The sequence below is a fragment of the Streptomyces sp. NPDC015345 genome, assembly GCF_043078805.1.
Classification (GTDB): Bacteria; Actinomycetota; Actinomycetes; order Streptomycetales; family Streptomycetaceae; genus Streptomyces.
In genome coordinates this window covers 326,208-351,306 of sequence record NZ_JBIBTX010000008.1, presented here as the reverse complement: position 1 = coordinate 351,306, position 25,099 = coordinate 326,208, and the positions used below count along the sequence as shown (strand labels likewise).

Sequence of the window (25,099 nt, the reverse complement as noted above, 5' to 3'; positions counted from 1 at the left end):
GGCGTCACTTCTTCTGCTGCTTCTTGCCCGTCTTGGCCAGCTTGTCGTCGAGGTCCTCGAACGCCTTCTTGCTGCCGCTCACGAGCTTGCCGACCGATTCGATGGACTCGACGAGTCTGGTGCGGTAGTCGTTCCAGTTGTCGACGAAGTCCCCCATGGCCCCGGCGACGGCACCGGAGCCCCAGTGCTCCTTCATGTCGTCCCGACGGTTCTCGATGTCCTCGAAGGTCTTCTTGAGCTGGCCGAGCTTGCGCTCGCAGTCCACGAGGAAGTCATAGTCGACCGTCAGGTCCGGGTCGCCCATGCCGTCCGTGCCCCCCTGTTTGGCTGACCAAGACGACTGACGCTAGCGGTGGGGTCATCGGTTTCGCCAGAGCGAACTTCTGCGACGGTGCCGCAAAGCGGGGCATACGGCACGGATACCGCTACCGCGCCCTCACCCCGGCCACACGATCGCCTGGAGTTCGCTGTACGCGTGCAGGGCGTACGAACCCACGTCCCGGCCCACGCCGCTCCGCTTGAAGCCGCCGAACGGCGCCTCCATGTTGCGGCCGACCGTGTTGACGCCGACGCCGCCCGCCCGCAGCCGGCGGGCGACTCGGAAGGCGCGGGCCACGTCGCCCGACCAGACGTAGTCGATGAGGCCGTACTCGCTGTCGTTGGCGAGGGTGATCGCCGTTTCCTCGGCGGCTTCCGGGCCGTCTGCGTCGAAGGGGACCACCGCAACCACCGGGCCGAATACCTCCTCGCGGACGACCCGCATGTCGGGGGTGCAGTCGGCGAGGAGGGTCGGGGCCACGTAGAAGCCGGTCGGGAGCGCCGGGCGCTCGCCGCCCGTGACGACGCGTGCCCCCTCCTTGCGGCCCAGTTCGACGTACGACTCGACGCGGTCGCGGTGTGCCGCCGAGATCACCGGGCCGACGACCGTGTCCCGCTCGCGCGGGTCGCCGATCTTGAGGAAGCCGATGTACTCGGTCAGCTTCCGCACCAGCCGGTCGTACACGCCGCGTTCGGCGATCACGCGGGTCGGGGCCGTGCAGATCTGGCCGCTGTAGAAGGAGAAGGTGGTGCCGATACCGGCGACGGCCGCGGCCAGGCCCTTGTCGTCCAGGTCGTCGAAGACGATCGCCGCGCCCTTGCCGCCCAGTTCCATCAGCTGCCGCTTCATGTCCCGGCCGCAGACCTCGCCGATGCGCCGGCCGACCGCCGTCGAGCCGGTGAAGCTCACCATGTCGACGTCGGGGGAGGCGACGGCGGCCTCGCCCACCGCCGCGTCCGTGCCGGAGACGACGTTGACGACGCCGGGCGGGACGCCCGCCTCTTCCAGCGCGGCGGCCATCGCGTACACGGACAGGGGGTCCTGCGGCGCCGGTTTCACGACGACGGTGTTGCCCATGGCGAGGGCGGGCGCGACCTTGCCCGCCGGGTTCGCCCAGGGATTGTTGTACGAGGTGACGCACGTGACGACGCCGACGGGCTGGCGCACGGCGAGCGCGCCCGTGACCGCCGCCGGGCCCATCGGCCCCGCCTCGCTGATCTGCGGCGGCAGTGCGGACTCCACCGGTTCCAGCGCGCCCTTCGCGTACCGCTGGAAACGCGACACGGCCACGGCGACCTGCATGCCGCGTGCCGTGCCGGTCGTCGCGCCGGTCTCGGCGCGGGCGAGTTCGGCGTGCGCGGCGAGGTCGCGGCGCAGGATGCCCGCCGCGCGGTCCAGGACGGCCGCCCGCTCCTCGGGGGCCGTGCGGGACCAGGCGGGGAAGGCGTCGCGGGCCGCCGAGGCCGCCGCGTACGCCTGCTCGCGGCTCGCCTCGGGGGCGAGGCCGACGACCTGCTCGGTCGCCGGGTCGATCACTTCGTAGTGCCCGCCGTCGGGCTCGGCCCACTCGCCGCCGAGGAACAGCCGCCGCGCGCCCGTCACTTGGTGCTCACCGTCCTCGTGTCGCGGCCGGACCGCAGGATCGCGCCCGGCACGGCGCCGGTGACGACGTCCTCGCGGATGACCTCGACGCCGTTGACCCAGACGGCGTTGACGCCGATCGCCTTGGAGTCCAGGCGCGGGCTGTCGCCGGGCAGGTCGTGGACGAGGGTGGCCTTGCCCGCGTCGATCCGCTCCGGGTCGAAGAGCACCAGGTCGGCGTGGTGGCCCTCGGTGATCCGGCCGCGTTCGCGCAGCCCGAAGAGCTGGGCGGGATCGTCGGTGAGCATCTTCACCGCCTGTTCGAGACCGACCAGCTTGCGTCCGCGCAGGCAGTCGCCGAGGAACCGGGTCGTGTACGGGGCCCCGCACATGCGGTCCAGGTGCGCGCCCGCATCCGAGCCGCCGAGGAGGACGTCCTCGTGCTGCCAGGTCCGGGCGCGCAGGGCCCAGGAGTCGGGGTCGTTGTCGGTCGGCATCGGCCACAGGACGGTGCGCAGCCGGTCGGCGGCGCAGATCTCGACGAGGCAGGTGAAGGGGTCCTGGCCGCGTTCGGCGGCGATGTCGGCGACGACGCGGCCGGTGAGGCCCTCGTTCCGCTCGGAGTACGTGTCACCGATGACGTACCGGTCGAAGCGGGCCAGGCGGCGGAAGACACCCGCCTCCTTGCTGTCCGCGCGCCGCAGCATCTCCCGGCGCACGTCGGGGTCGCCCAGCTTGGCGATGCGTTCCGGGACGGGCAGGCCGAGGATGTCGCCCCAGCCGGGGATGAGGTTGAGGGCGCAGAAGGTGCCGAGCGACATGTTCATGGGGGTGAGGATCGGCATGGTGAGGGCGACGACGCGGCCGCCCGCCTCGCGGGCGCGTTCGCTCGGCACGAGCTGGCGCGGGACGCGTTCGGGGACGGCGGCGTCGATGGTGAGGACGTTCCAGTTGAGGGGCCGCCCGGCGGCCACGCTCATCTCCACCAGGAGGTCGATCTCGTCGTCGCCGAACTGGTCCAGGCACCCCGCCACGATCGCTTCGAGCTGCGTGCCCTCGTGCTCGGCGACGGCGCGGGAGAGGGCGAGCAGTTCGTCGGGGCGGGCGTGGCGGGAGGCGACGGGCTGTCCGTCGCCGTCGGAGTGGGTGGAGGACTGCGTGGTGGACAGGCCCCACGCGCCCGCGTCCATCGCGTCGTGGAAGAGGCGCAGCATCTCCTCCAGCTGGGCGGGGGTCGGCTGCCCGCCGACGGCGTCCGCGCCCATGACGTACCGCCGCAGGGCGCAGTGGCCCACCATGAACCCGGCGTTGACGGCGATCCGCCCCTCCAGGGCGTCGAGGTACTCCCCGAACGAACTCCACGTCCAGGGCGCGCCCTCCTCCAGCGACACCAGCGACATGCCCTCGACCTTCGACATCATCCGCCGCGTGTAGTCGGCGTCCTCCGGCCGGCCGGGGTGCAGCGGCGCGAGCGTGAACCCGCAGTTGCCGCCCGCGACGGTCGTCACGCCGTGGTTGAGGGACGGGGTGGCGTACGGATCCCAGAACAGCTGCGCGTCGTAGTGCGTGTGCGGGTCGACGAACCCGGGGGCGAGGACCAGGCCCCGGGCGTCCTCACTGGTCCGTGCCTCCTCGGACACGGCTCCCGGTGCGGCGATGACGGCGATACGGCCGTCCCGTAGGCCGACGTCGGCGACGCGGGCGGGGGCGCCGGTGCCGTCCACGACGGTCGCCGCGCGGATGAGGTGGTCGAGCATGGCGTGTCCCTTCCTGTGGTGCCTTCAGTGGGGCGGGCGGACGTGGCGGAACCCCGGCCTCCGTCCGGGAGGGGAGGCCGGGGTGGCTGGTGGCCGGGGCGGCCGCGTGCCTCAGGGCTCACGCCCCCGCGGCCTGCCGGAAGCGCGTGGTGCGGTGGACCGGATCCGTGTCGATCTTCGGGATCACGTGCTCGCCGATGAGTTTGATCGTGTTCACCGTGTCCTCGGGCGAGACACCGATCGGCAGCCCGAAGCTGAGCTGGTCGGCACCGGCCTGTTCCCACCGCTTGCACTGCCGGAAGACCTCGTCCGGGTCACCGCAGATCATCAGCTCCTCGGCGATGAGCAGCTCGATGATCTCCTCGCTGTACGCGGGCAGCAGCTCGGGCCACTCGGGGATGCCCTCGGGGCGCGGGAACGTGTCGTGGTAGCGGAAGAGCAGCGACTGGAGGTAGTTGAGGCCGCCGCCGACGGCGATCTCGACGGCCTTGGCGTGCGTCTCGGCGCAGATGGCCGTGGAGGTCACCATGACGTTGTCGTTGACGAAGTCGCCGATCGCCGCGGCCTCCTTCACGGCCGACTTGTAGGAGTCGACGACCCACTCCATGTCGGACACCTTCTGCACGCTGAAACCGAGCACCCCGAGGCCCTTCTTCCCCGCCATCGCGTACGAGGAGGGGGACCCGGCGGCGTACCACATGGCGGGGTGGGACTTCCCGTACGGCTTGGGCAGGATCTTGCGCGGCGGCAGGGACCAGTGCTTGCCCTGGAAGCCGGCGTACTCGTCCTGGAGCCACATCTTCGGGAACTCGGCGATGGTCTCTTCCCAGATCTCCTTGGTGTGGTTCATGTCGGTGATGCCCGGCATGAACCCGAGGATCTCGTGCGATCCGGCGCCGCGGCCCGTGCCGAACTCGAAGCGGCCCTCGGAGAGGTGGTCGAGCATGGCGACCTTCTCCGCCACCTTCACCGGATGGTTGACGGGCGCGAGCGGGTTGAAGATGCCCGAGCCGAGGTGGATGCGGTCGGTCGCGTGGGCCAGGTACCCGAGGTAGACGTCGTTGGCGGAGAGGTGGGAGTACTCCTCCAGGAAGTGGTGTTCGGAGGCCCAGGCGTACTTGAACCCGGACTTGTCCGCCTGGATGACGTACTCGGTCTCCTCGATGAGCGCCTTGTGCTCCGCTTCGGGGTCGACCTGGGCCCGCGCGGCGGGCACGTATCCCTGTACAAAGAGACCGAATTCCAAGGAGGTTCACCATCCTCGTGAGGTTCTGACGGGCCGGGCTCGCCCTCGCACCGCCACGCTTTCTGACGGCCCGTCAGTTCAGGATGCGTCGACTGTTCCACCGGGCGGGCGGGGCGTCAATAGCTGACGTAACGTCAGATGACGCTGACCCCCGCCAGCCAGCCGCCGTCGATGACGAAGGGCTGGCCGGTGATGTACGAGGAGTCCGTGCCGGTGAGGAAGAGCGCGAGGGCCGCGATCTCCTGGGGCGTGCCGATCCGCCCCATCGGCACCAGCTTCTCGTACAGCTTCGCCACCGCCCCGCGCGCCGCCTCCGGGTCGGCGGCCGGGTCCAGCTGCGCCGGGTCGGTCATGGGGGTGTCCACGGCTCCGGGGCAGATGGCGTTGACGCGGATACCCTTCGCCGCCAGCTCGATGGCGGAGACGCGCGTGAGGCCGAGGATCGCGTGCTTGGTCGCGGCGTACGCGCCGACGAAGGCCATGCCCGTGAGCGCCGCATAGGAGGCAGTGTTCACGATGGTGCCGCCGCCGGCCGCCGCGATCTCGGGGGCGACGGTGCGGATGCCGAGGAAGCAGCCGACCTGGTTGACCTGGATGACCTGCTGGAACTCCTCCAGGGGCGTGGCGAGGAGTTCGTTGAAGCGGAGGATCCCGGCGTTGTTCACCAGCCCGTCGACCTTGCCGTAGGCGTCCTTGGCGGTGGCCACCGCCGCCTGCCAGTCGGCCTCCTCGCGCACGTCCAGGTGGACGTACGTGGCCGCCCGCTCGCCCCGCTCCTCGACGATCTCCTTGACCAGCGCCTCGCCCTGGTCGTCGAGCACGTCGGCGACGACGACCTCGGCGCCCTCGGCGGCGAAGAGGCGGGCCTCCTGCTCGCCCTGTCCGCGTGCCGCGCCGGTGACGATGACGACGCGGCCGTCCAGCTTGCCCATGGGGTCACTTCCTTCAGTCGTTGAGGTGAGGGGCCACGTCGGCGGCGAACGCCCGCATCTGGTCGGTGAGTTCGTCCCGCCCGCGGCTGCGGAAGCGGACCTGGACCTGGTCGACGCCCATCGCGGCGTACGCGCGGAGGGACTCGGTGAGGGCCTCCGGCTTGCCGTGCAGCGTCCGGCGCCCCACGGGCCAGCCCGGCTCGCCGACGTACAGGGCCTCGGTGATCGCGCCGATGACGATCGGCTCCTCGATCCCCGCCTGTGCCCGCAGCCGCCTGAGCTTCGCGATCTGCGCGGGCAGCTTGTCGCGCGGGTCGCCCTGGGGCAGCCAGCCGTCGGCGCGGGTCGCCGCGCGGCGGATGGCGGCGGGTGAGGAGCCGCCGACCCAGAGCGGTACGCGGCGCTGGGCGGGTCGAGGACGCTGGCCGAGGCCGCTGAAGTCGTGTCGCTCGCCGTGGTGTTCGGGGTATTCGTCCGGGCCGAGCGCGGCCCTCAGCGCGTCGATGGTCTCGTCGAGCACCGGCCCGCGCCGCGCGAAGTCGACGCCGAGCGCCTCGAACTCCTCCGGTACGTGCCCCGCGCCGACCCCGAGGATCAGACGGCCGCCGCTGAGGTGGTCCAGGGTCGCGTACTGCTTGGCGGAGAGGAGGGGGTGGCGCAGGCCCACGATGGCGACGTGGCTCATCAGCCGGACGTTCTCGGTGGCGGCGGCGAGGTAGGAGAGGGTCGCCACGGGGTCGTACCAGGTGGTGCCCATGGCTCCGGCGAGGCGGCGGGGGATCGCGACGTGGTCGCAGCTCGCGAGGTAGGCGAAGCCGGCGCGGTCGGCGGTGCGGGCGATCTCGACGAGGTCGCCGGGGGTCGCGTCGGCTTCCCAGGGTTCGGCGTAGAGGGAGCTCTGGGACTGTACGGGGAGCTGCATTCCGTACGCGAGGGACGAATTCCACTGCGCTGGCGGGGACATGGCTGGCGGCTCCTGCCTGTCGGCCGGACGAGACCTGACGGCACGTCACTTACGCGCCGGTCGCCATGGTGCGGGCTGACGGTTCGTCAGGCAAGGGCCTGGCCATGCGGCTTCGTCGCGGGAGGGCGCCCGCCGCCTGTTCGCCGGTGAGCCGCCGGCGACCGTCTGCCGGTGCCGGCGGCCCCGCGGGGCAGCGGCCTACGGGCGCTGCCTCACCCGGTCGACGATCCCCCAGTCCACCACGTGCGACAGCTGGATGTACTTCTTCTTCCCGGAAGCCGAGATCCGCTCGTCGCGGAAGCCCAGGAATTCATACGACGCCGGATCGAAGATCAGGTACGCGCCTTCGCGGGACCCGCGCTCGGTGTAGGCGACCCCCACCCCGGTCCGCCCGGCGGAGTCCTTCACTCCCGGGATCGTCCTGACGCCGGGCACGAGGGCCAGCGCCTCGTACGCCGCGGGGCGCAGTCCCTGGGGCAGCACCGGGTTCTTCAGGAGCTCGCCGAGCAGGAAGTAGGCCTGGAACCGATCGAACCCGGTGAGATCGCCGACCGACCGGTCGTCGGACCCGCCGGGGGTGAGGATGGCCGAGACGAGCTTCTCCGGATCCTGGGGCAGCTTCTTCAGCTCGCTCCACTTCCGGGGCGGCCACACCCCGCCGCCCTTCCCCGCGGGCTCCTCCCACATCTCGCGGCCCAGTTCCATGGACAAGGAGCGCTTGGAGACGTCCACCGAGTCCCACATCTCATCGGTGTAGGTCTTGACCTCGCCGGTCTTTTGCTCCGTCTCCTTGATGATCCGCTTCGAGTAGATGAACTGGTCGTCACGCGGCGCCACCGGCTCCTTCTCCCGCTGGCGCTCCCACGCCGCCGCCCCGTTCAGCACCGTCGCGGCGGCGTTCTCCACCCGCGGGGCGCTCGTGCCCGGAGCACCGCCGCCCTCGCCGGAGCCGTCCGTACCGATCAGGACCGCCGTCCCCGTGACCGCCGTGGCGACCACCGCGGCCGCCACGAGGCGCAGCGCGCGGCGGCGACCGGGGCCGATGCCGGTGCCGGTTCCGATGCCGGTGCCGGTGCGCCGGTCCGCGTGGACCATCGTGTTGAGCAGCCGGTGCCGGGCCCGGTCCCGGGCCGAACCGGTGAGCGGGGCCGCGTCCGCGTCCCACTCCTTCAAGAGTTCGAGTTCGTCATTCATGGTCGGATACCTCTCGCAGTGCCGTCGGATCGGATCCGCCCAATGTTTCGCGCAGCTTGCCGCGAGCCCGGTGCAGCCGTGATCTGACCGTGCCCACGGGGATACCGAGGGCCTGGGCCGTCTCCTCGTAGCCGAGACCACCCCAGGCCACAAGCAGCAGCACGTCCCGGTGCCGGGCGGGCAGCGCGGCCAGCGCCGCCGCCAGCTCGCGGCGCACGGCCCGCGCCACCACCCGGTCCGCGGCCCGGTCGGCCAGCGGCTCGTCGTGGTCGGCGGGGGCCGGGACCCTGGCCATGGCCTTGAACCGGCGGGCCTCCGCCCGCCGGTGCCGGCCGACCAGGTTGGTCGCTATGCCGAACAGCCAGGGCCGGGCGTCGGCGCCCGTGCCACGGGCCGGGTCGTAGCGGTGCCGCTGCTGGAACGCGGTGGTGAAGGTCTCCGCCATGAGGTCATCGGCGACCTCGCCGCCGAGGCGGCGGGCCGCGTAGCGGTGCACTGCGTCGGCGTGCCGGTCGAAGAGCGCGGCGAACGCCTCGGGCTCATCCCGGGACCGCGCGATCACTGAGGCGTCGCTCTCCGGATCGGCACGTGTGGTGCCGATGCCGACGCCTGGTCCGACGGTCATCGGGGCTCCTTTCGTCCAAGGGACGATGCTCGAATACTTGGGCTTTCACCTCTCCTTCGCCCATCGCGCGGAAGTGGTTCCCTCGGGGTGGCCCGGGATCCTGTCCCGCTCGTGCGCCTGGGCGCGTGTCATGTGCGCGAGCTCGGCGACGCAAGGGCCGCAACCGTATACGTCACCTGTCGCGCCGGGCGTGGTCACCGAACCGACCCACAGCACACGCACGTTCCGGCGCCGGCAGTACAGCCAGCAGGAGCCGGTCACCCACCGGTTCCCGTCGTCGGTCCGCGCGACGAGCGGCCACGCGTCGCGCCACTGGCGTGCGGCGGCCGGGGTGAAGGTCACGGCTACCGCTCGGCGCGCGGCGTGCCCGCGACGTGCAGGAAGCCCCCGGCCTTCTCGATCTCGCTCGCCAGCTCGTCGTACTCCCCCGGGACGGCGGAGATCATCGAGCGGCACGCCGTGAGCACCGCCCCCGCCTCCCCGCGGCGCACCCGCCGCACGGCGCGCCCCAGCCCGTCCCGCCCCTGCGGCGGCAGCAGCCCCGCGCGCTCCTCGATCACCTCGGTGATCTCCCAGCCGAACGCCTCGGCGTACTCCACGCAGTCGATACGGGGCCCCACGATGTTCGCCCGCGGGGCTCCGCAGAGGTAGATCACGCAGCGGAACCGCTTGATCCGGCCGGACTCCTCCGGCGCGATGCCGGCCGCCGCGTCCGCCAGTGCGCGTCGGCGTCTCAGGTCGCCGTCGGATCGGCCGGTGCGGTTCTCGCTCTGCTGCGGTTCGTATTCGGAACTGGCCATGCACTTATCGTGCCCATTCGATCACCTACGGTGAAGAGATGGGCCATAGGGGAGGGCGAGGCTGAACGGCCTCCGCTCGTACGCTCCGTCGGGCTTACGCGATCAGCGGGACGCCGATGAGTTCGCCGATGTGCCGCACGCGCGCCGTGGACACCTTGGCGAGGCGCTTGCCGATGACGCCGGGCAGCGCCTGGTGCCTGACCCACTCCGGGGCGTCGAGGCCCACCTCGATCAGGGTGTCCGCAGCCTTGTCGTGCAGCCCGGCCGCGCACTGCGCGAGAGCGACGTCAAGCTTGTAGCGGTTGCGGGCGAGCTTCGGCATGGACCCCGGCAACTCGGTGCGCGAGGCCAGCTGGAGGGCTTTTCCGTGATTCCCCAGCGCGACGGCGATTCCGACAGCTTCGGTGTTCGCGGTGGTCGGACCGAAATGCGTGCCGTACACGGTCTCGTCCCGGCCGAGTCGAGCCGCAGCCGCATGCGCCTGCGACAGATAGTCCTCCGCGGACACACCGTCGCCGCGTCGGGATGCGGCGACTGCGGCCGCGATCATCAGGCGTCCGTACGCCACGAGTTGAGGGCGTGGAGCCTTGCTGAACGAGGGCTCGATGCGCAGAGCCGCACGCTCCGCGACCGTGACGGCCTGGGGGACTTTGGCGCTCCGGAGGTGGAGCCAGGACAGGGTGGACTGGGTGACTGCGGACAGCACGACGTCCCCGGCGCTCGCTTCGATGTGCCGTGCGGAGGTGAGCGCGCTGAAGGCGAGATCCCGCTGCCCGAGCAGCATCGCGCTCGAAGAGGCGAACTGATAGGCGCTGGTGAGGACCGCAGCCAGTTGTTCACGCTCGTACCCCGTCGCCTGCCCGAACCGGGCGGCCCCTTCGACCAGTAGCTTGGCAAGAAGTTCACTCACCTCCACGAAGTCGCCCCGCCAGTAGGCGGCGCCGACCCGGTCCTGGACGCTCGACAACTCGGAGAGCGTGCTCGGCTCGCCGAGGCCGTCCCAGTCCCCGAGGGCGCTGTAGTGAACCGCGTCGGAGAGCCGCCGCAAGGCTGCTCGGGTGCCCCGGCTCATCCCCCGCCGCGGCGCCTGCTGCCCCAGAATCACCGACACGTCCGTATTCAACGCATGCGCCAGCTTCAGCAGCGAGCCGATGGACAGTTCCCCCCGGTCCTGCTCGGCCTTCTGCACCAGCGCAAGGGACAGCCCCGCCGCCTCCGCCAGCCCCTGCTGGGTCAGATCGGAGCCCCGCAGACACTTGATGCGCTTGCCGTTCGTCAGATCCGCCCAGTTGCTCACGGTCACCCCAGTGCGTTCGCTCCGGCTGCTGTACCTCGATGGTAGGCCCGGAGCCCCCGCCTCACGCCCCGGACCAGAGCCCCGAATCCGTCAGCCCCAGCAGGCGGATCGCGTTGCCCCGTACGATCCGCTCCACGACGTCCGGCGCCAAGTGCCCCATCTGCGCCTCGCCCACCTCCCTCGACTTCGGCCACGTCGAGTCCGAGTGCGGGTAGTCCGTCTCGTAGAGAACGTTCCCGACGCCGATGGAGTCGAGGTTCCGCAGCCCGAACGCGTCGTCGAAGAAGCACCCGAAGACATGCTCCGCGAAGAGTTCCGACGGCGGCCGGTGCACCTTGTCCGCGACGCCGCCCCAGCCCCGGTTCTCCTCCCACACCACGTCGGCCCGCTCCAGGATGTACGGGATCCAGCCGATCTGCCCCTCCGCGTACATGACCCTGAGGTTCGGGAAGCGTTCGAACTTGCCGCTCATCAGCCAGTCCACCATCGAGAAGCAGCAGTTGGCGAAGGTGATCGTCGAACCCACGGCCGGCGGCGCGTCCGCCGAGGTCGACGGCATCCGGCTGGAGGAGCCGATGTGCATGGCCACCACCGTCCCCGTCTCGTCGCACGCCGCGAGGAAGGGGTCCCACTCGTCGGTGTGGATGGACGGCAGCCCGAGGTGCGGCGGGATCTCGGAGAAGGCCACCGCCCGCACCCCGCGCGCGGCGTTGCGCCGCACCTCGGCGGCGGCCAGTCGGGCGTCCCACAGGGGGATGAGGGTGAGCGGTATGAGGCGGCCGTGGGCCTCGGGGCCGCACCATTCCTCGACCATCCAGTCGTTGTACGCGCGTACCCCGAGCAGCCCGAGTTCACGGTCCTTGGCCTCGGTGAACGTCTGGCCGCAGAAGCGCGGGAAGGTGGGGAAGCACAGGGCCGACTGGACGTGGTTGACGTCCATGTCGGCGAGGCGGTCGGGCACGCTGTAGGAGCCGGGCCGCATCTGCTCGTAGGTGATGACTTCGAGCTTGATCTCGTCCCGGTCGTAGCCGACCGCCGTGTCGAGGCGGGTGAGGGGCCGGTGCAGGTCCTCGTACACCCACCAGTCACCGATGGGCCCCTCGTCCCCCTGCCGCCCCATCACCGGGGCGAACTTCCCGCCCAGGAAGGTCATTTGCTTCAGCGGGGCGCGCACGACGCGGGGTCCGCTCTCCCGGTACCTGGACGGGAGCCGGTCCCGCCAGACGTGCGGGGGTTCGACGGTGTGGTCGTCCACCGAGATGATCTTGGGGAAGGTCTCCGGGCTCGCCATGGTCTCCACGGTCTCCATACGGCCACGGTAGCGTTGATCTGACGGGGCGTCAGCAAGTCGTACGGCGCTCGCTGAGGCGTACCGGAGCACGGCGTCGCACGGAACGGCGTGCGAGGACCCTGTGAGAGCCGTCTCCCATGGCTGACGCATCCGCCGCGGACAAGGCAAACTGGCGGGTGCACGAACCGAGGTACGGCCACGGACCGCCCGAAGCGGGGCCGCGGCCCGGCCGAGGCACGACCGAATACGGCACGACGCGGGCAGGGCAGGCCCGCGACCGGCAGGACTTGGGAACGGCAGGGCGGCAGGGGGAGCGATGGTCGATGTACCGCGAGTACCGGAGCAGTGGCGTCCGGCCTCGGGGAACACCCCCGAGGGACGGACCGAGGGGCACCCCCCCGAGGTCCAGGCGTCACGCTTCAGCGTGCTCGGCCCGGTGCGCGCGTGGCACGGCACGGATCAGCTCCAGACCGGTTCACCCCAGCAGCGGGCCCTGCTGGCGGCCCTCCTGCTGAGGGACGGCCGCACGGCCACGGCCTCGGAGCTGATCGACGCCCTCTGGGGCGAGGAACCGCCCTCGCAGGCACTGGCCGCGGTACGCACGTACGCGTCCCGGCTGCGGAAGGTACTGCCCTCCGGTGTTCTCGTCAGCGAATCCGGCGGTTACTCGATCCAGGTCGCGGACGGCGCCCTCGACCTCGCCCAGGCCGAGGACCTCTGGGCGGCGGCCGAGAAGGCGCGCGGCGTGGGCGACCTGCGCCAGGCCCGCACGCTGGTGAACGAGGCCCTCGACCTGTGGGACGGCGAGCCCCTGGCCGGCGTCCCCGGGCCCTACGCCGAGACGCAGCGCACCCGCCTCGGCGAATGGCGGCTGCAGCTGGTCGAGTCCCGCCTCGACATGGACCTGGAGGTCGGCTGCCACGCGGAGGCCGTCTCCGAACTGACCGCCCTGACGGCGGCCCACCCTTTGCGCGAGCGACTGCGCGAACTGCTGATGCTCGCGCTCTACCGCAGCGGCCGCCAGGCCGAGGCCCTCGCCGTCTACGCCGACACGCGCCGCCTGCTCGCCGACGAACTCGGCGTCGACCCGCGCCCCGGCCTCAAGGAACTCCAGCAGCGCATCCTCCAGGCCGACCCCGCGCTCGCCGAGCCCTCGGCGCCCTCGCCCGAGCCCACCGGGAAACTGGTCCGGCCCGCCCAGCTCCCGGCGACGGTCCCCGACTTCACGGGCCGCGCGTCCTTCGTGGACGAGCTGAGCGACATCCTCTCCGCCGCCGAGGGCCGCGTGATGGCGGTCTCGGCGCTCGCGGGCATCGGGGGCGTCGGCAAGACGACGCTGGCCGTGCACGTCGCGCACGTCGCGCGCACCCACTTCCCGGACGGCCAGCTGTACGTGGACCTCCAGGGGGCGGGCGCGCGGGCGGCGGAGCCGGAGACGGTGCTCGGCGCCTTCCTGCGGGCCCTCGGCACGGCCGACTCGGCGATCCCGGACTCCCTGGAGGAGCGGGCGGCGCTGTACCGCTCGGCCCTGGACGGCCGCAGGGTGCTGGTCCTCCTGGACAACGCGCGCGACGCCGCCCAGGTCAGGCCGCTGCTCCCCGGCATGGAGGGCTGCGCGGCCCTGGTCACGAGCCGCGTCCGCATGGTCGACCTGGCGGGCGCCCACCTGGTCGACCTGGACGTGATGTCCCCGGAGGAGGCCCTGCTCCTGTTCACCCGCATCGTCGGCGAGGAGCGCGTCACCTCGGAGCGGGAGGCGGCCCTCGACGTGGTGGCGGCGTGCGGCTTCCTGCCGCTCGCCATCCGCATCGCCGCGTCCCGCCTGGCGGCGCGCCGCACGTGGACGGTCTCGACACTGGCCGCGAAGCTGGCGGACGAGCGGCGCCGCCTCGACGAGCTCCAGGCGGGCGACCTCGCGGTCAAGGCCACCTTCGAACTCGGCTACGGCCAGCTGGAGCCGGCCCAGGCGAGGGCCTTCCGCCTCCTCGGCCTCGCGGACGGCCCCGACCTGTCCCTGGCGGCGGCCGCGGCGGTCCTCGACCTCTCCCCGGAGGAGACGGAGGACCTCCTGGAGTCCCTGGTGGACACGTCCCTGGTGGAGTCCGCGGCGCCGGGCCGCTACCGCTACCACGACCTCGTACGCCTCTACGCGCGTGCATGCGCCGAACGCGACGAACAGCCCCCGAGCGAACGCGAAGCGGCGATGTCGCGGCTCCTGGACTTCTATCTGGCGTCGGCGGCGCGGGTCTACGCGATAGAGCGCCCCGGGGACCGCACGGTGGACCACCTGGAGGTCACCGAACGGGTCGGCCTCGACTTCACGGACGGCACCACGGCCTTCGACTGGCTGCACGCGGAGGCCTCCTGCATCCTGGCGTGCGTCCAGCAGTCGCTGGGCCGTACGGGGCTGCGGCGGGCGGTCGACCTGCTCCTCGCCGCGAAGGACCTGGCGGAGTCGGGGGCCATATCGCACCGGTACGAGACGGCGACGCGCGCCGCCTGCGCGGCGGCCGCCACGGCCGGCGACGCGCTCGCCGAGGGACGGGCGCGGGTGAGCCTCGCCCAGGTGCTCAACAAGGTCGGCCGTTTCGACGCCGCCGCCACCGAGCTGGAACTGGCCGCCACGCTCGCCACGGGATCCGGGGACCCGTGGACCACCGGCAACGCCCTGAACGAACAGGGCATCGTCAACAACTGCATCAACCGGCCGGAGGTCAGTGAGACGCATCTGCGGAAGGCGATCGACGCCTTCCGTGCCGACGGCAACCGCCACAGCGAGGCGAGCGCCCTGTGCAACCTGTCCCGAGCGCTGCTCGCGATGGGCCGCATCCACAAATCGATCGACCTCGCCCGGCAGGCGATCACCATCTACACCGACCTCGGGGTCACCTTCCGCCTGGCCAACGCGAAGTACACCCTCGGTCTCGCGCTCAGCGACGCGAACCGGCACGCGGATGCCCTGGACCAGCTGACCGACGCCGTGCAGATCTTCGTGGAGAACCGTCAGCGCCTGTGGGAGGGCACGACGCACTACCGCATCGCCCAGGTGGAACTCGCGTACGGCCGCGCGGCCCGCGCCGCCCAGCATGCCGAGCAGGCGCTCGCCATCGGCTGCGTCGGCGGCGAGTGGATGCGGGCCAACGTCCTGACGCTGCTGGGGCGGTCACTGGCGGACCTGGCGCAGCTGGACCGCGCGAAGGCCTGCTGGCGCGAGGCCCTGGCCATCCTTGAAGAGGCGGGCGCGCCGGAAGCCGCTCGGGTCAGGAACCTCCTCGATCCCACCACCGTCACCTGACGGCACCCGGGTGACGTTCATCGAACGTTTATGAGCGGCTGGCACTCTCATGGAGTCGATCCGTCGCGTCGGGGGGCAGACGGGTCGCCAGGGCCCTGTGGATAAGGTGAGCGGCCCGGTACGCCCGTTCGGCGGTCCTCGGGGGAGTCGCCGAGCGGGCGTAACCACTACCGGAACCCCGTTCTGACCCAAGGAGTTGTCACACATGAGCGAGATCGACAAGAACGTCGGCATCACCACCATGGGAGAGGGCCACACGCCGGCTCCGCCCAAGGACGGCACCGTCACGACGCTGGGCGAGGGCCACACGCCCGCCCCGCCCAAGGACGGCACCGTCACCACGCAGGGCGAGGGCCACACGCCCGCCCCGCCCAAGGACTGAACCGCCCAAGGACTGAACCACTTCATATCCCGACGGGGGATCGATCGGCCGCGGCGGCGCGGAGGGGGAGCCGTCGCGGCCGACGCATGTCCGGGCAACGGGGCGGGCGAGATGCCACGCCCGTCGGATGGACGGAACCGAACGTTCGGACACCCTGGTCAGTAGGGTCCACGACGTCGGAAGTCCATTCGAAGTCAGAGGAGTTGGAATGAGTCGCACCAAGAGGTTATTCGTCGCTTGCGCCGCTGTCGTCGCCACCGGGTGCCTGGCGGCGACCCCGGCGTTCGCCGACGGCCACACCCCGGCCTCCCCCCACGGTGACCGCGCGCCGATCACCGCACAGGACAGCCACGGGCCCACGGCGCCCCTGGGGGACGGCCACACGCCGATATCCCCGAGAGACTGACCGCCGCGCCACTCCACGGGGCCGGGCCAAGCGCTCGGCCCCGTTCCATAACCTGTGGACAGGCGCCGCCGCCAAGGCGAATAGTGCCGCCCATGACCTCTCTCGTGCGCCACCTCACGTTCGACGCCCATGACGCCTACCGCCAGGCCACCTTCTGGGCGGAGGTACTCGGCGGCAAGCTCGCCGACGACGACTTCCCCGGCGACCCCGAGGCACTGGTGGAGGGCGGCGGCGTCACGCTGCTCTTCGTCACCGTGCCCGATGCCAAGACGGTCAAGAACCGGCTGCACGTCGACCTCCAGCCGCAAGGCCGCACCCGCGACGAGGAGGTCGAGCGGCTCCTCGCCCTCGGCGCGGAACTCGTCGACGACCAGCGCAAGCCGAACGGCCGCGGCTGGGCCGTCCTCGCCGACCCCGAGGGCAACGAATTCTGCGTGGAGTGCAGCGCCGCCGAGCGCGCCGCCCTCACGGCAGCCGTCAGCGAGTGACCCCGCCCCGCAGCTGCCCCTTCACCACTTTCCCGCTCGCGTTCCTCGGCAGCTCCGCGACGAACTCGACGCCCCGCGGCACCTTGTAGTTCGCCATCTCCCGCCGGGACCAGGCGATGAGGTCGTCCGCCGTCACCACCGAACCGGGCCGCCGCACCACGTACGCCTTGCCGACCTCGCCGAGCCGCGCGTCGGGCACGCCGATCACCGCGACGTCCGCGACATCGGGGTGGAGGCCGAGGAGCTGCTCTATCTCGGCCGGATAGGCGTTGAAGCCGCCGACGATGAACATGTCCTTGATGCGGTCGGTGATGCGGAGGTTGCCGTCCTTGTCGAGGACACCGACGTCCCCGGTGCGCAGCCAGCCGTCCGGGGTGAGCGCGCGGGCCGTCTCCGCCGGGTCCTCGAAGTAGCCCCGCATGACGTGGTGGCCGCGGACGAGGACCTCGCCGGGGTGGTCGGGCGGCACCGGCCGCCCCGCGGGGGAGACCACCCTCACCTCCGTGTCCGGTATGGCGCGGCCCGACGTCGACGCGATGACCTCGGGCGGGTCGCCGCGCCGGCACATCGTGACGATGCCGCTCGCCTCCGAGAGGCCGTACGCGGTCAGGACCGTGCCCACCCGCAGCTCGCGCCGCAGCCGCTCGACCAGCCGGAGGGGGACGACCGCCGCGCCCGTCACCACGAGCCGCAGCGCGGAGAGGTCGTGCTGGTCACGGGAGGGGTGGTCGAGGATCGACTGGTGCAGGGTGGGCGGGCCCGGCAGGACGGAGACGCGTTCGGCGGCGACGTTCGCGAGGACGGTGTCCACGCCGAAGACCGGCTGCGGGACCATCGTGGCGCCCCGCATCAGGCAGGCGATGATCCCCGCCTTGTAGCCGAAGGTGTGGAAGAAGGGGTTCACGATCAGATAGCGGTCGCCCTCGCGCAGCCCCGCCAGCTCGCTCCACACGTCGTAGCAGCGCAGCGTCTGCGCGTGGGTGATCACGGCGCCCTTGGGGCGGCCGGTGGTGCCCGAGGTGAAGATGATGTCCGAGGGCGCCGATCCGTCGACCGAGGCCGCCCGCGCGCGGACGGCCGCCGCGTCCACGCCGTCGCCGCTCGCCAGGAACTCCTTCCAGGTGCGGAAGTCCTGCGGCGCGTCGTCGGAGAGGACGATCACCTGCTCCAGGTGCGGCAGCCCGGGCAGCGGCCCGCTCCCGGCGCCGTCGGACGCCGCGCGGCGCAGGGAGGCGACGTACGACGTACCGAGGAAGGTGCCGGTGACGAAGAGGAGCTTCGCGCGGCTGCGGGCCAGGACGTAGGCGGCCTCGGCACCCTTGAAGCGGGTGTTCAGAGGGACGAGGACGGCGCCGGCCGAGACCGCGCCGAGCGCGGAGACGATCCAGTCGAGGGTGTTGGGGGCCCAGACGGCGACGCGGTCGCCGGGCTCGACGCCGTTCGCGACGCAGGCGGCCGCCGCGTGCTCCACGCGCCGGCCCAGTTCTCCGTACGAGACACGGGTGCGGCCCTCCACGACCGCTTCCCGCTCGCCGTACCGCTCGGCGGCCGCCCGCACCAGCCCCGGGACGCTGCCCCACCGCAGATCGCCGCGCATCGCAAGCCCTCCCACCGCAGTAGCTGACCGTCCGTCAGATTAGCGGTAGCCTGACGCACTGTCAGCAGGCCGGACGCAGCCGGGCGCTGACCGTTTCCCGTCTCCCGGAGGTGCCGCTTCCCATGCCCTCGTTCAAGGACGCCACAGCGATCGTCGGGATAGGCCAGACCCCCTTCGCGAAACAACTCGCCGACAGCGAGAAGACGTTGGCGTGCCGGGCCGTCCTCGCCGCGCTCGACGACGCGGGCATCGCCCCGTCCGAGGTGGACGCCTTCGCCTCGTACACGATGGAGGAGACCGACGAGGTCGAGGTCGCCAAGGCCATCGGCGCCGGCGACGTCACCTTCTTCAGCAAGGTCGGCTACGGCGGCGGCGGTTCGTGCGCGACCGTCGGCCACCTCGCCTCCGCCATCGCCACCGGCCAGGCGAGCGTGGGCATCGCCTGGCGCTCCCGCAAACGCGGCAGCGGCCCCCGCCCCTGGAAGAACACCACCGTCCAGCTCCCCACGCCCGCCCAGTGGACCCGCCCCTTCGGCCTGCTCCGCCCCGTCGACGAGATCGCGATGCTCGCGCGCCGCCACATGCACGAGTACGGCACCACCCGCGACCACCTCTTCAACGTTGCCCTGGCCTGCCGCAACCGTGCCAACCAGAACCCCGCCGCGATGATGTACGACCGTCCGCTGACCCGCGACATGTATATGACGTCGCGCTGGATCAGTGAACCGCTCTGCCTCTTCGACAACTGCCTGGAGACCGACGGCGCGCTGGCGTGCGTGGTCGTGTCGGCCGAGCGGGCCCGCGACTGCCGCACCAGACCCGTGTACGTCCACTCCGCCGCACAGGGCCTGCCCGCGCAGCACCACGGCATGGTCAACTACTGGAACGACGACCCGCTCTCCGGGCCCGCCTGGACGGCCGCCCGGCACCTGTGGAAGCAGGCCGACTTCGGCCCCGAGGACGTGGACGTCGCCCAGATCTACGACGCGTTCACCGCCCTCATCCCGCTCTCCCTGGAGGGCTACGGCTTCTGCGGACGCGGCGAGGGCGGCGCGTTCACCGAGGGCGGCGCCCTGGAGAGCGGCGGCCGGCTCCCCATCAACACCGGGGGCGGCGGCCTCAGCGAGGCATACGTCCACGGCTTCAACCTCATCAACGAGGGCGTGAAACAGCTGCGGGGCACGAGCACGGCCCAGGTCCCGAACGCGACGACGTGCCTGGTGACGGCGGGCGAGGGCGTCCCCACGTCGGCACTTCTGCTGCGGGCCCCGTGACCGCGCCGCCCCTGAAGGCCCGCAAGGGGCCTTTCAGGGGCGCGGGGAACTGCGCGACCAGCCACAACGAACCCGCACCCGGCAAAGGACACCCACATGGCAGACGCGACAACCGGACCAACCGGACCCGAACCCCTCCTCCGGCCCACCCCGGACGACGACGGCGCCCCCTTCTGGTCCTACGCCGCCCGAGGCGAACTCCGCATACAGACCTGCACCACCTGCGCCGAGCCGAGGTTCCCACCCAGACCCTGCTGCCCCCACTGCCAGTCCTTCGACACCACCTGGCGCAGGATGACCGGCCACGGCCGCATCTGGTCCTACGTCATCCCGCACCCGCCCCTCCTCCCCGCCTACGCCGCCCACGCCCCGTACAACACGATCCTCGTCGAGCTCGCCGACGCCCCCCGCATCCGCCTCGTCGGCAACCTCGTCACCACCCCCGACGCCCCGCTGAACTCCGTCGACCCCGCGAAGCTCCGCATCGGCGCGAAGGTGCAGGTCGTCTTCGCGGACGTGGCCGGGACGACGGTGCCCCGCTGGATCCTGGAGCGGCCGTGACACCGGCGCGCGCGCTGCGGACGAGCACCGACGACGGCACGGGCGTCACCGTCCTCACCCTCGACCGCCCGGAGCGCCACAACGCCGTCGACGTGGCGATGGCGGCCGAGCTCGGCGCGGCCTGGCGGGCGTTCCGGTACGACGACTCGGTGCGGGCGATCGTGCTGACCGGCGCGGGCGACAAGGCGTTCTGCACGGGCATCGACCGCGCCGCCCAGGTGCCTCAGCCGGGCTCCCCCTACACGATCGACGACCCGCTCCTCGCGATCGGCCCGAAGGCGAACGACCTCTGGAAGCCGGTGATCGCCGCCGTCAACGGCATGGCGTGCGGGGGCGCCTTCTACCTCCTCGGCGAGGCCGAGTTCCTGGTCGCCGACGAGCACGCCACGTTCTTCGACCCGCACACCACGTACGGCATGGTCAGCGCGTTCGAGACGATCCACATGGCGCAGCGCATGCCGTTCGGCGAGGTCGCCAGGATGTCGCTGATGGGCACGGCCGAACGGATCTCCGCGCGCAGAGCGTACGAGACCGGCCTGGTCTCCGAAGTCACCGCGCCGGGCGGGGCATTGGCGGCGGCCGTCCGGGCCGCCGAGACCATCGCGTCCTACCCCACGGAGGCGGTGCAGGGCACGGTCAGGGCGCTCTGGTCGGCGAAGGAGGCGGCCCGCGCCCAGGCCCTGGCGCACGCGCCCCATCTGATCGCCCTCGGGAATCTGCCGGCCGAGCGACAGGCGGAGCTGTTCGAGGCACGGCGGGGGCGTGGCTTCCGCACCCGGTAGCCCCAGGTGAGCGAGGGGCGCCACGTGGCGGCGGGGACGCACCCGGCGTAGCGTCCATCGTGAGAGGAGGCCCCGGCATGGTCCGCAACGTCCTCGGGACGGTCCTCGCTCTCATCGGAGCGACGGCCGCCGTATGGAGCCCCTTCCGAGCCTGGTACGACGGCCGTCTCGGACGCCACTTCCGCCTCGCCGAACTCTTCTCGGGCGGCGGGATCACGGCCGCCCACGCGGAACTCTTCGCCTCGCTCTTCCTGCCCTTCGCCTTCGCGGCGCTGGTGACGCTGGCCGGGCTGCTGCTGCGGTCCCGCCTGGCGGTGGCCTTCGCGGGCGTCGTCGTCCTCGGCTTCGCGGTGCTGTGGATGGTGCGCCAGGGCCAGGCGGCGGGCAGCCTCTCCGTGGCCGGCGACGGCTCGGGCCTCGGCCTCGGCGTCCTCGGCGCACTGGGCGGCGGCGTCCTGCTGCTGCTCGCGGCGGCGCTCATGGCGGGCCGGGTCCGCGCCGCGGGGCCGCCTCCGCCCGACGACGAGACCTACCCGCGGCCGAAGCCGCGCCGCTTCGGCGCCCGCCGCCTCCGCAACCGCTCCCCGCACCACACGGAGGAGCCCCAGCCCCCTGCCGGGCCCCTACCCGGACGGTGAAAGCCGCCGAGTTTCGGGTGGGTGGGTGGGAGACATCCGCCGCGCAGCGGCGGCGCAGACCGGATTCGACCCGCACCCGAGCACCCTCGCCCCCCGCTGCGGGGCACTAGGAGGGCAAGGGGCCCGCCCCTACGTACGGGGCGACGTCCCCGTCCCGCGCTCCGCGTCCAACGCGTACACACAGCGGTCCTTGCTGCACGCGTACACGACCCCGTCCCGCACCACCGGCGCCCCCGTGATCTCCCCGCCCGTCGCCAGCTTCCACCGCAGCCGCCCGTCGTCGGCCTTCAGCGTGTACAGCAGGTGATCCGTGGACCCGAAGTGGATGCGCCGGTCGGCGACGACGGGCGTGCCGACGACCTCGCCACCGGCCTGGAACCGCCACTTCGGGGTGCCGGTCACGGCGTCGAGGGTGTAGAGCCCCTTGCCGCTGCCGACGTGGACGTGGCCGTCCGCGACGAGGACGGGCTCGATGGAGGAGCGGGACTCCGTGGCGATGCGCCAGCGGTCACGGCCGTCCGTGGCGTCGAGCGCGTACACCGTTCCGAGGTAGTCGGCGAGGTACACGCCACCACCCGTCACGGCGGGCCCCGGCGCGAACGCGGGCGGGCAGAGGAAGGCGGCGGGCGCCTCGAAGTGCCAGCGGACATGCCCGGCGGCCACGTCGATGGCGAGGACGCGGGTGCCGGCGGCGACGTACACGTAGCCGTCCTGCGCCTGGGTGACCCGCACGGGCACCCCGCCGCAGGAGGCCGCGTCGCCCACGGGGTACGACCAGCGCTCCTCGCCGGTCCGCGCCTCCAGCGCCCGCAGCCGCGCGTCCTTCCAGACGTACACCGTGCCGTCGAAGACGGCGGGCCCGGCCTCCGGGGTCTCGAAGTCGGTCTGCGCGCCGGTGATCTCCCAGAGCTTCTCGCCGTTGGCGGCCTCCCACGCCTGGACGCCGCCGCCGCGCGTGCCGGTGACGACCGTGCCGCGGGCGGCCTGGAGGGAGTACACCCAGGCGTCGGTCGGCAGCCGCCACAGGTCGGAGCCGTCGGAGCCGTCGAGGGCGTAGAGGGTCGGGCCGTCGGAGGCGTGGACGCGGCCGTCGGCCACCGCCATGGACCAGGCGACGTCCCGCGTCTTGAAGCTGCGCCGGCCGGTGCCGACGTCCAGCGCGTGGACCTCGAAGGAGGTGACGTAGACGAGGTTGCCGGCGACGGCGGGCGTGCCCCACACGTCGTTGGACATCCGGAACCGCCACGGCCGCCACGTCTTGGCCCCGGCGTCCGGCGCCACGGCGGGCGCGGGCACGGCGGGCGCCTGCGGGGCGACGCCGTTGGCCCCGGCCTTGGGCGCCGAGGACCGCGACCAGGACGCGGCGAGCCCGTGGTCGCCGGGCGCGGCGGCCGCCCGGGAGTCGGCGACGCGCGGCCCTGGCCCGATCGGCACCTTCGCCCCGGCGAGCCGCACGGGCCCCGCGTCGGGCGCGCCCGCGAACGGCGGCCGGGACGGCGCGGGCGGCGGCTGCTGCGGGGGCGGCGGCGCGGTGGCGGGTGCCGGGGGCGGCGCGGCACCCCGGCCGCCGCTGCGCCCTGCGGTGGCCGGGACCCGGGCGGGGGGCCGGCCGTTCCTACGGGCCTCGATGAGCGCGACGGCCCGCTCCGGCAGCCAGGCGGAGGCCGTGCCGCTGTCGTCGTTGTCGGCGCTCTCGGAGGCGAAGAGGTGCGGGGCGAGCTGTGCCTGGAGGTCGGCGGGGCTGGGCCGCAGCGCCGCCTCCATCTGCATGCAGGACTCGATCAGCGGGCGCAGCTCGTCGGGGAGCCCTTCGAGGTCCGGGCCCTCCCGGAGCAGCATGAAGACCGTCTCGACGGGGTTGGCGCCGTGGAAGGGCGCGTGCCCGGTGGCGGCGAAGACGAGCGTGGAGCCGAGCGAGAAGACGTCGCTCGCGCCGGTCACGCTGCGCGAGTCCTTGGCCTGCTCGGGTGACATGTACGCGGGCGTGCCCACGGCGACGTTGGTCATCGTCAGCCGGGTGTTGGAGACGCCGGACGCGATGCCGAAGTCGATGACGCGCGGACCGTCCTCGACGACGAGGACGTTCGACGGCTTGAGGTCACGGTGGACCAGACCTGCGCCGTGGATGGACTCCAGGGCCTCGGCCACGCCCGCCGCCAGCCACCGCACCGCCTGGGTGGGCAGCGGCCCGTGTTCATTCACTATTTCCTCGAGGGAGGGCGCGGGGACGTAGGCCGTGGCGAGCCACGGCACGGCGGCCCTCGGGTCGGCGTCCACCACGGCGGCCGTGTAGAAGCCGGAGACGGCGCGCGCCGCCTCGACCTCGCGCGTGAAGCGGACACGGAACAGCTGGTCCTCGGCGAGCTCGGTCCGCACCGTCTTGATCGCCACGCGCCGCCCCGACGCGGAGCGCGCGAGATAGACCAGACCCATGCCACCGGCGCCCAGCCTGCCGAGGACCTCGAACGGGCCGATCCGCCTCGGATCGTGCTGCGTCAGCTGATCCACCACTTGCCCTGCCACCTCCCCGTACGCGGCCGCCGAAGAAGACAGCCCCGTGCAGCGTCTCACCACCCGAGCCGCTACGGCGGCACGCACCCTGATTCTTCCTGTCCGAGGCGGCCGTGGCGAACCCGGGGCGGGATCGGGGTGTCTCGGGTTGTCTGGGGGGTTCCCGGGACAAAAGGCCCGCGGAGGGCACCCCGGGGCGGCCTCTGGTCCAGCAGGAAAGCTAGTCCTGTAGGACAGCGAAGGTCGCCCCTTGGTTGTCCCTGAGGACCGCGATACGCCCGTACGGGATGTCGTGGGGCGGCATCTGCACGCGGCCGCCGAGCCGGGTCACCGCCGCGGCCGTCGCGTCGGCGTCGGTGACGTTGAAGTAGACGAGGAAGTGCGGGGGCGTCTCAGGTGTGCTGTAGCCGTCGGCGGCCGGGTCCATCAGGCTGCGTCCGCCGATGGCGGTCTCGGGTCCGGCCGGGGCCCCGGGGGGCGACCAGGTGCGGAAGGAGACCCCGTCAAGGCCGAGGTCGAAGCCGCCGTATCCGAAGACACCCTCGTAGAAGGGGTCGACCCGGTCCTTGTCCCGGGAGTAGACCTCCGTCCAGCAGTACGAGCCGGGCTGGCTCTCCTTGCCGAAGCCCTGGTGCGTGCCGGCCTGCCAGATCCCGAAGACGGCGCCCTCGGGATCGGCGGCGAGGCCCACCGTCCCGAGGGGTCCGACGGGCATGGGCTCCCTGATCACGGAGCCGCCCGCGCGCCTGACGCGTTCGGCGAGCGCGGCGGCGTCCGGGGTCGCGAGGTAGACGGTCCACACGGTGGGCATACGGCCGTCGGTCTTGGGCGCGAGCGCGGCGACGGGCAGACCGTCGCTGTACGCCTGCGCCCCGGAGCCCACCGAGCCCCCGGTGCTCCCGGTGCTCGCGGTGCTCCCGGTGCTCGCGGTGCTCGCGGTGAACGTCCAGCCGAAGAGCTCGCCGTAGAACCGCTTCCCGCCCTCGACGTCGGGCAGCGTCGCGTCGACCCAGCAGGGCACGCCCTCCGCGTATCCGTGCCGCCCCGTGTCCCCGCCCTCCGCGTCCCGCTCTGCGTAGTCCATGCAAGTCAAGCTAGCGGCCCTCCCGGACCCTCGCAGCGCACACGTATTCGAACGTTTGGTCAATTCCTACGGGCG

21 protein-coding genes are annotated in these 25,099 nt (G+C 72.4%); 7 read left to right on the top strand and 14 right to left on the bottom strand.

The features are described 5' to 3' along the window. Positions 1-4: 4 nt before the first annotated feature. From ACF062_RS31230 to ACF062_RS31180, 11 genes are all read right to left on the bottom strand, one after another. The gene (locus ACF062_RS31230; protein ID WP_392142973.1) at positions 5-304 is read right to left on the bottom strand and encodes a hypothetical protein; all 300 of its coding nucleotides are present in this window, start codon (positions 302-304) and stop codon (positions 5-7) included. Positions 305-436: 132 nt separating this feature from the next. After that, on the bottom strand, positions 437-1,921 hold the full coding sequence (locus ACF062_RS31225; protein WP_392142972.1) for an aldehyde dehydrogenase family protein: 1,485 nt from the start codon (positions 1,919-1,921) through the stop codon (positions 437-439). Beyond that, entirely contained in the window at positions 1,918-3,657 is a 1,740-nt protein-coding gene (locus ACF062_RS31220; RefSeq protein ID WP_392142971.1) for an amidohydrolase family protein, read from the bottom strand. Before ACF062_RS31220 ends, ACF062_RS31225 begins: the two co-directional genes overlap by 4 nt. A gap of 118 nt (positions 3,658-3,775) precedes the next feature. After that, positions 3,776-4,903: an LLM class flavin-dependent oxidoreductase gene (locus ACF062_RS31215; RefSeq protein ID WP_392142970.1), complete on the bottom strand. Its 1,128-nt coding sequence runs from the start codon at positions 4,901-4,903 to the stop codon at positions 3,776-3,778. Between the two features lie 134 nt (positions 4,904-5,037). Beyond that, complete coding sequence (locus ACF062_RS31210) at positions 5,038-5,835, bottom strand: SDR family NAD(P)-dependent oxidoreductase (protein WP_392142969.1); 798 nt, start codon at positions 5,833-5,835, stop codon at positions 5,038-5,040. 13 nt (positions 5,836-5,848) lie between these two features. Continuing rightward, positions 5,849-6,799, bottom strand: coding sequence for an LLM class F420-dependent oxidoreductase (locus ACF062_RS31205; RefSeq protein WP_392142968.1), 951 nt, complete (start codon positions 6,797-6,799; stop codon positions 5,849-5,851). A gap of 198 nt (positions 6,800-6,997) precedes the next feature. Further along, positions 6,998-7,993 carry a CU044_5270 family protein gene (locus tag ACF062_RS31200; protein ID WP_392142967.1) on the bottom strand — a complete coding sequence of 332 codons (996 nt, stop codon included), beginning with the start codon at positions 7,991-7,993 and terminating at the stop codon, positions 6,998-7,000. Beyond that, positions 7,986-8,618 carry an RNA polymerase sigma factor gene (locus ACF062_RS31195; RefSeq protein ID WP_392142966.1) on the bottom strand — a complete coding sequence of 211 codons (633 nt, stop codon included), beginning with the start codon at positions 8,616-8,618 and terminating at the stop codon, positions 7,986-7,988. The genes ACF062_RS31200 and ACF062_RS31195 overlap by 8 nt, the downstream gene beginning before the upstream one ends. 344 nt (positions 8,619-8,962) lie before the next feature. After that, complete coding sequence (locus ACF062_RS31190) at positions 8,963-9,418, bottom strand: hypothetical protein (protein ID WP_392142965.1); 456 nt, start codon at positions 9,416-9,418, stop codon at positions 8,963-8,965. Between the two features lie 94 nt (positions 9,419-9,512). Then, positions 9,513-10,715, bottom strand: a complete 1,203-nt coding sequence (locus ACF062_RS31185; protein WP_392142964.1) for a helix-turn-helix domain-containing protein — start codon at positions 10,713-10,715, stop codon at positions 9,513-9,515. Positions 10,716-10,776: 61 nt separating this feature from the next. Further along, a complete protein-coding gene (locus tag ACF062_RS31180) occupies positions 10,777-12,006 on the bottom strand; it encodes an amidohydrolase family protein (protein ID WP_392143029.1) in 1,230 nt (409 codons plus the stop codon). Positions 12,007-12,322: 316 nt separating this feature from the next. On the opposite strand from ACF062_RS31180, the gene ACF062_RS31175 reads away from it, so the two are divergent. The 3 genes from ACF062_RS31175 to ACF062_RS31165 all read left to right on the top strand — a co-directional run bounded on the left by ACF062_RS31175 (position 12,323) and on the right by ACF062_RS31165 (position 16,577). Then, positions 12,323-15,301: a BTAD domain-containing putative transcriptional regulator gene (locus ACF062_RS31175; RefSeq protein WP_392142963.1), complete on the top strand. Its 2,979-nt coding sequence runs from the start codon at positions 12,323-12,325 to the stop codon at positions 15,299-15,301. Between the two features lie 205 nt (positions 15,302-15,506). Beyond that, positions 15,507-15,683 carry a sigma-like protein gene (locus ACF062_RS31170; protein ID WP_392142962.1) on the top strand — a complete coding sequence of 59 codons (177 nt, stop codon included), beginning with the start codon at positions 15,507-15,509 and terminating at the stop codon, positions 15,681-15,683. A 498-nt stretch (positions 15,684-16,181) separates the two neighbouring features. Then, the gene (locus ACF062_RS31165) at positions 16,182-16,577 is read left to right on the top strand and encodes a VOC family protein (RefSeq protein WP_392142961.1); all 396 of its coding nucleotides are present in this window, start codon (positions 16,182-16,184) and stop codon (positions 16,575-16,577) included. Here the strand turns inward: ACF062_RS31165 and ACF062_RS31160 are convergent. Continuing rightward, a complete protein-coding gene (locus tag ACF062_RS31160; RefSeq protein ID WP_392142960.1) occupies positions 16,567-18,174 on the bottom strand; it encodes a FadD3 family acyl-CoA ligase in 1,608 nt (535 codons plus the stop codon). The two genes, ACF062_RS31165 and ACF062_RS31160, sit on opposite strands and share 11 nt — an antisense overlap. Before the next feature lie 122 nt (positions 18,175-18,296). Between ACF062_RS31160 and ACF062_RS31155 the strand changes: the two genes are divergently transcribed. The 4 genes from ACF062_RS31155 to ACF062_RS31140 all read left to right on the top strand — a co-directional run bounded on the left by ACF062_RS31155 (position 18,297) and on the right by ACF062_RS31140 (position 21,429). Continuing rightward, positions 18,297-19,448, top strand: coding sequence for a lipid-transfer protein (locus tag ACF062_RS31155; RefSeq protein ID WP_392142959.1), 1,152 nt, complete (start codon positions 18,297-18,299; stop codon positions 19,446-19,448). Positions 19,449-19,544: 96 nt separating this feature from the next. Further along, positions 19,545-20,009, top strand: a complete 465-nt coding sequence (locus ACF062_RS31150) for a Zn-ribbon domain-containing OB-fold protein (protein WP_392142958.1) — start codon at positions 19,545-19,547, stop codon at positions 20,007-20,009. Continuing rightward, positions 20,006-20,791 (top strand): enoyl-CoA hydratase/isomerase family protein, encoded by a 786-nt coding sequence (locus tag ACF062_RS31145; RefSeq protein ID WP_392142957.1) that lies wholly within the window; start codon positions 20,006-20,008, stop codon positions 20,789-20,791. Before ACF062_RS31150 ends, ACF062_RS31145 begins: the two co-directional genes overlap by 4 nt. Before the next feature lie 77 nt (positions 20,792-20,868). After that, positions 20,869-21,429 carry a hypothetical protein gene (locus ACF062_RS31140; protein ID WP_392142956.1) on the top strand — a complete coding sequence of 187 codons (561 nt, stop codon included), beginning with the start codon at positions 20,869-20,871 and terminating at the stop codon, positions 21,427-21,429. A gap of 129 nt (positions 21,430-21,558) precedes the next feature. Here the strand turns inward: ACF062_RS31140 and ACF062_RS31135 are convergent, their stop codons facing one another. Then, a complete protein-coding gene (locus ACF062_RS31135) occupies positions 21,559-23,940 on the bottom strand; it encodes a PQQ-binding-like beta-propeller repeat protein (RefSeq protein ID WP_392142955.1) in 2,382 nt (793 codons plus the stop codon). A 220-nt stretch (positions 23,941-24,160) separates the two neighbouring features. Further along, complete coding sequence (locus ACF062_RS31130) at positions 24,161-25,024, bottom strand: VOC family protein (RefSeq protein WP_392142954.1); 864 nt, start codon at positions 25,022-25,024, stop codon at positions 24,161-24,163. Between the last annotated feature and the right edge of the window lie 75 nt (positions 25,025-25,099).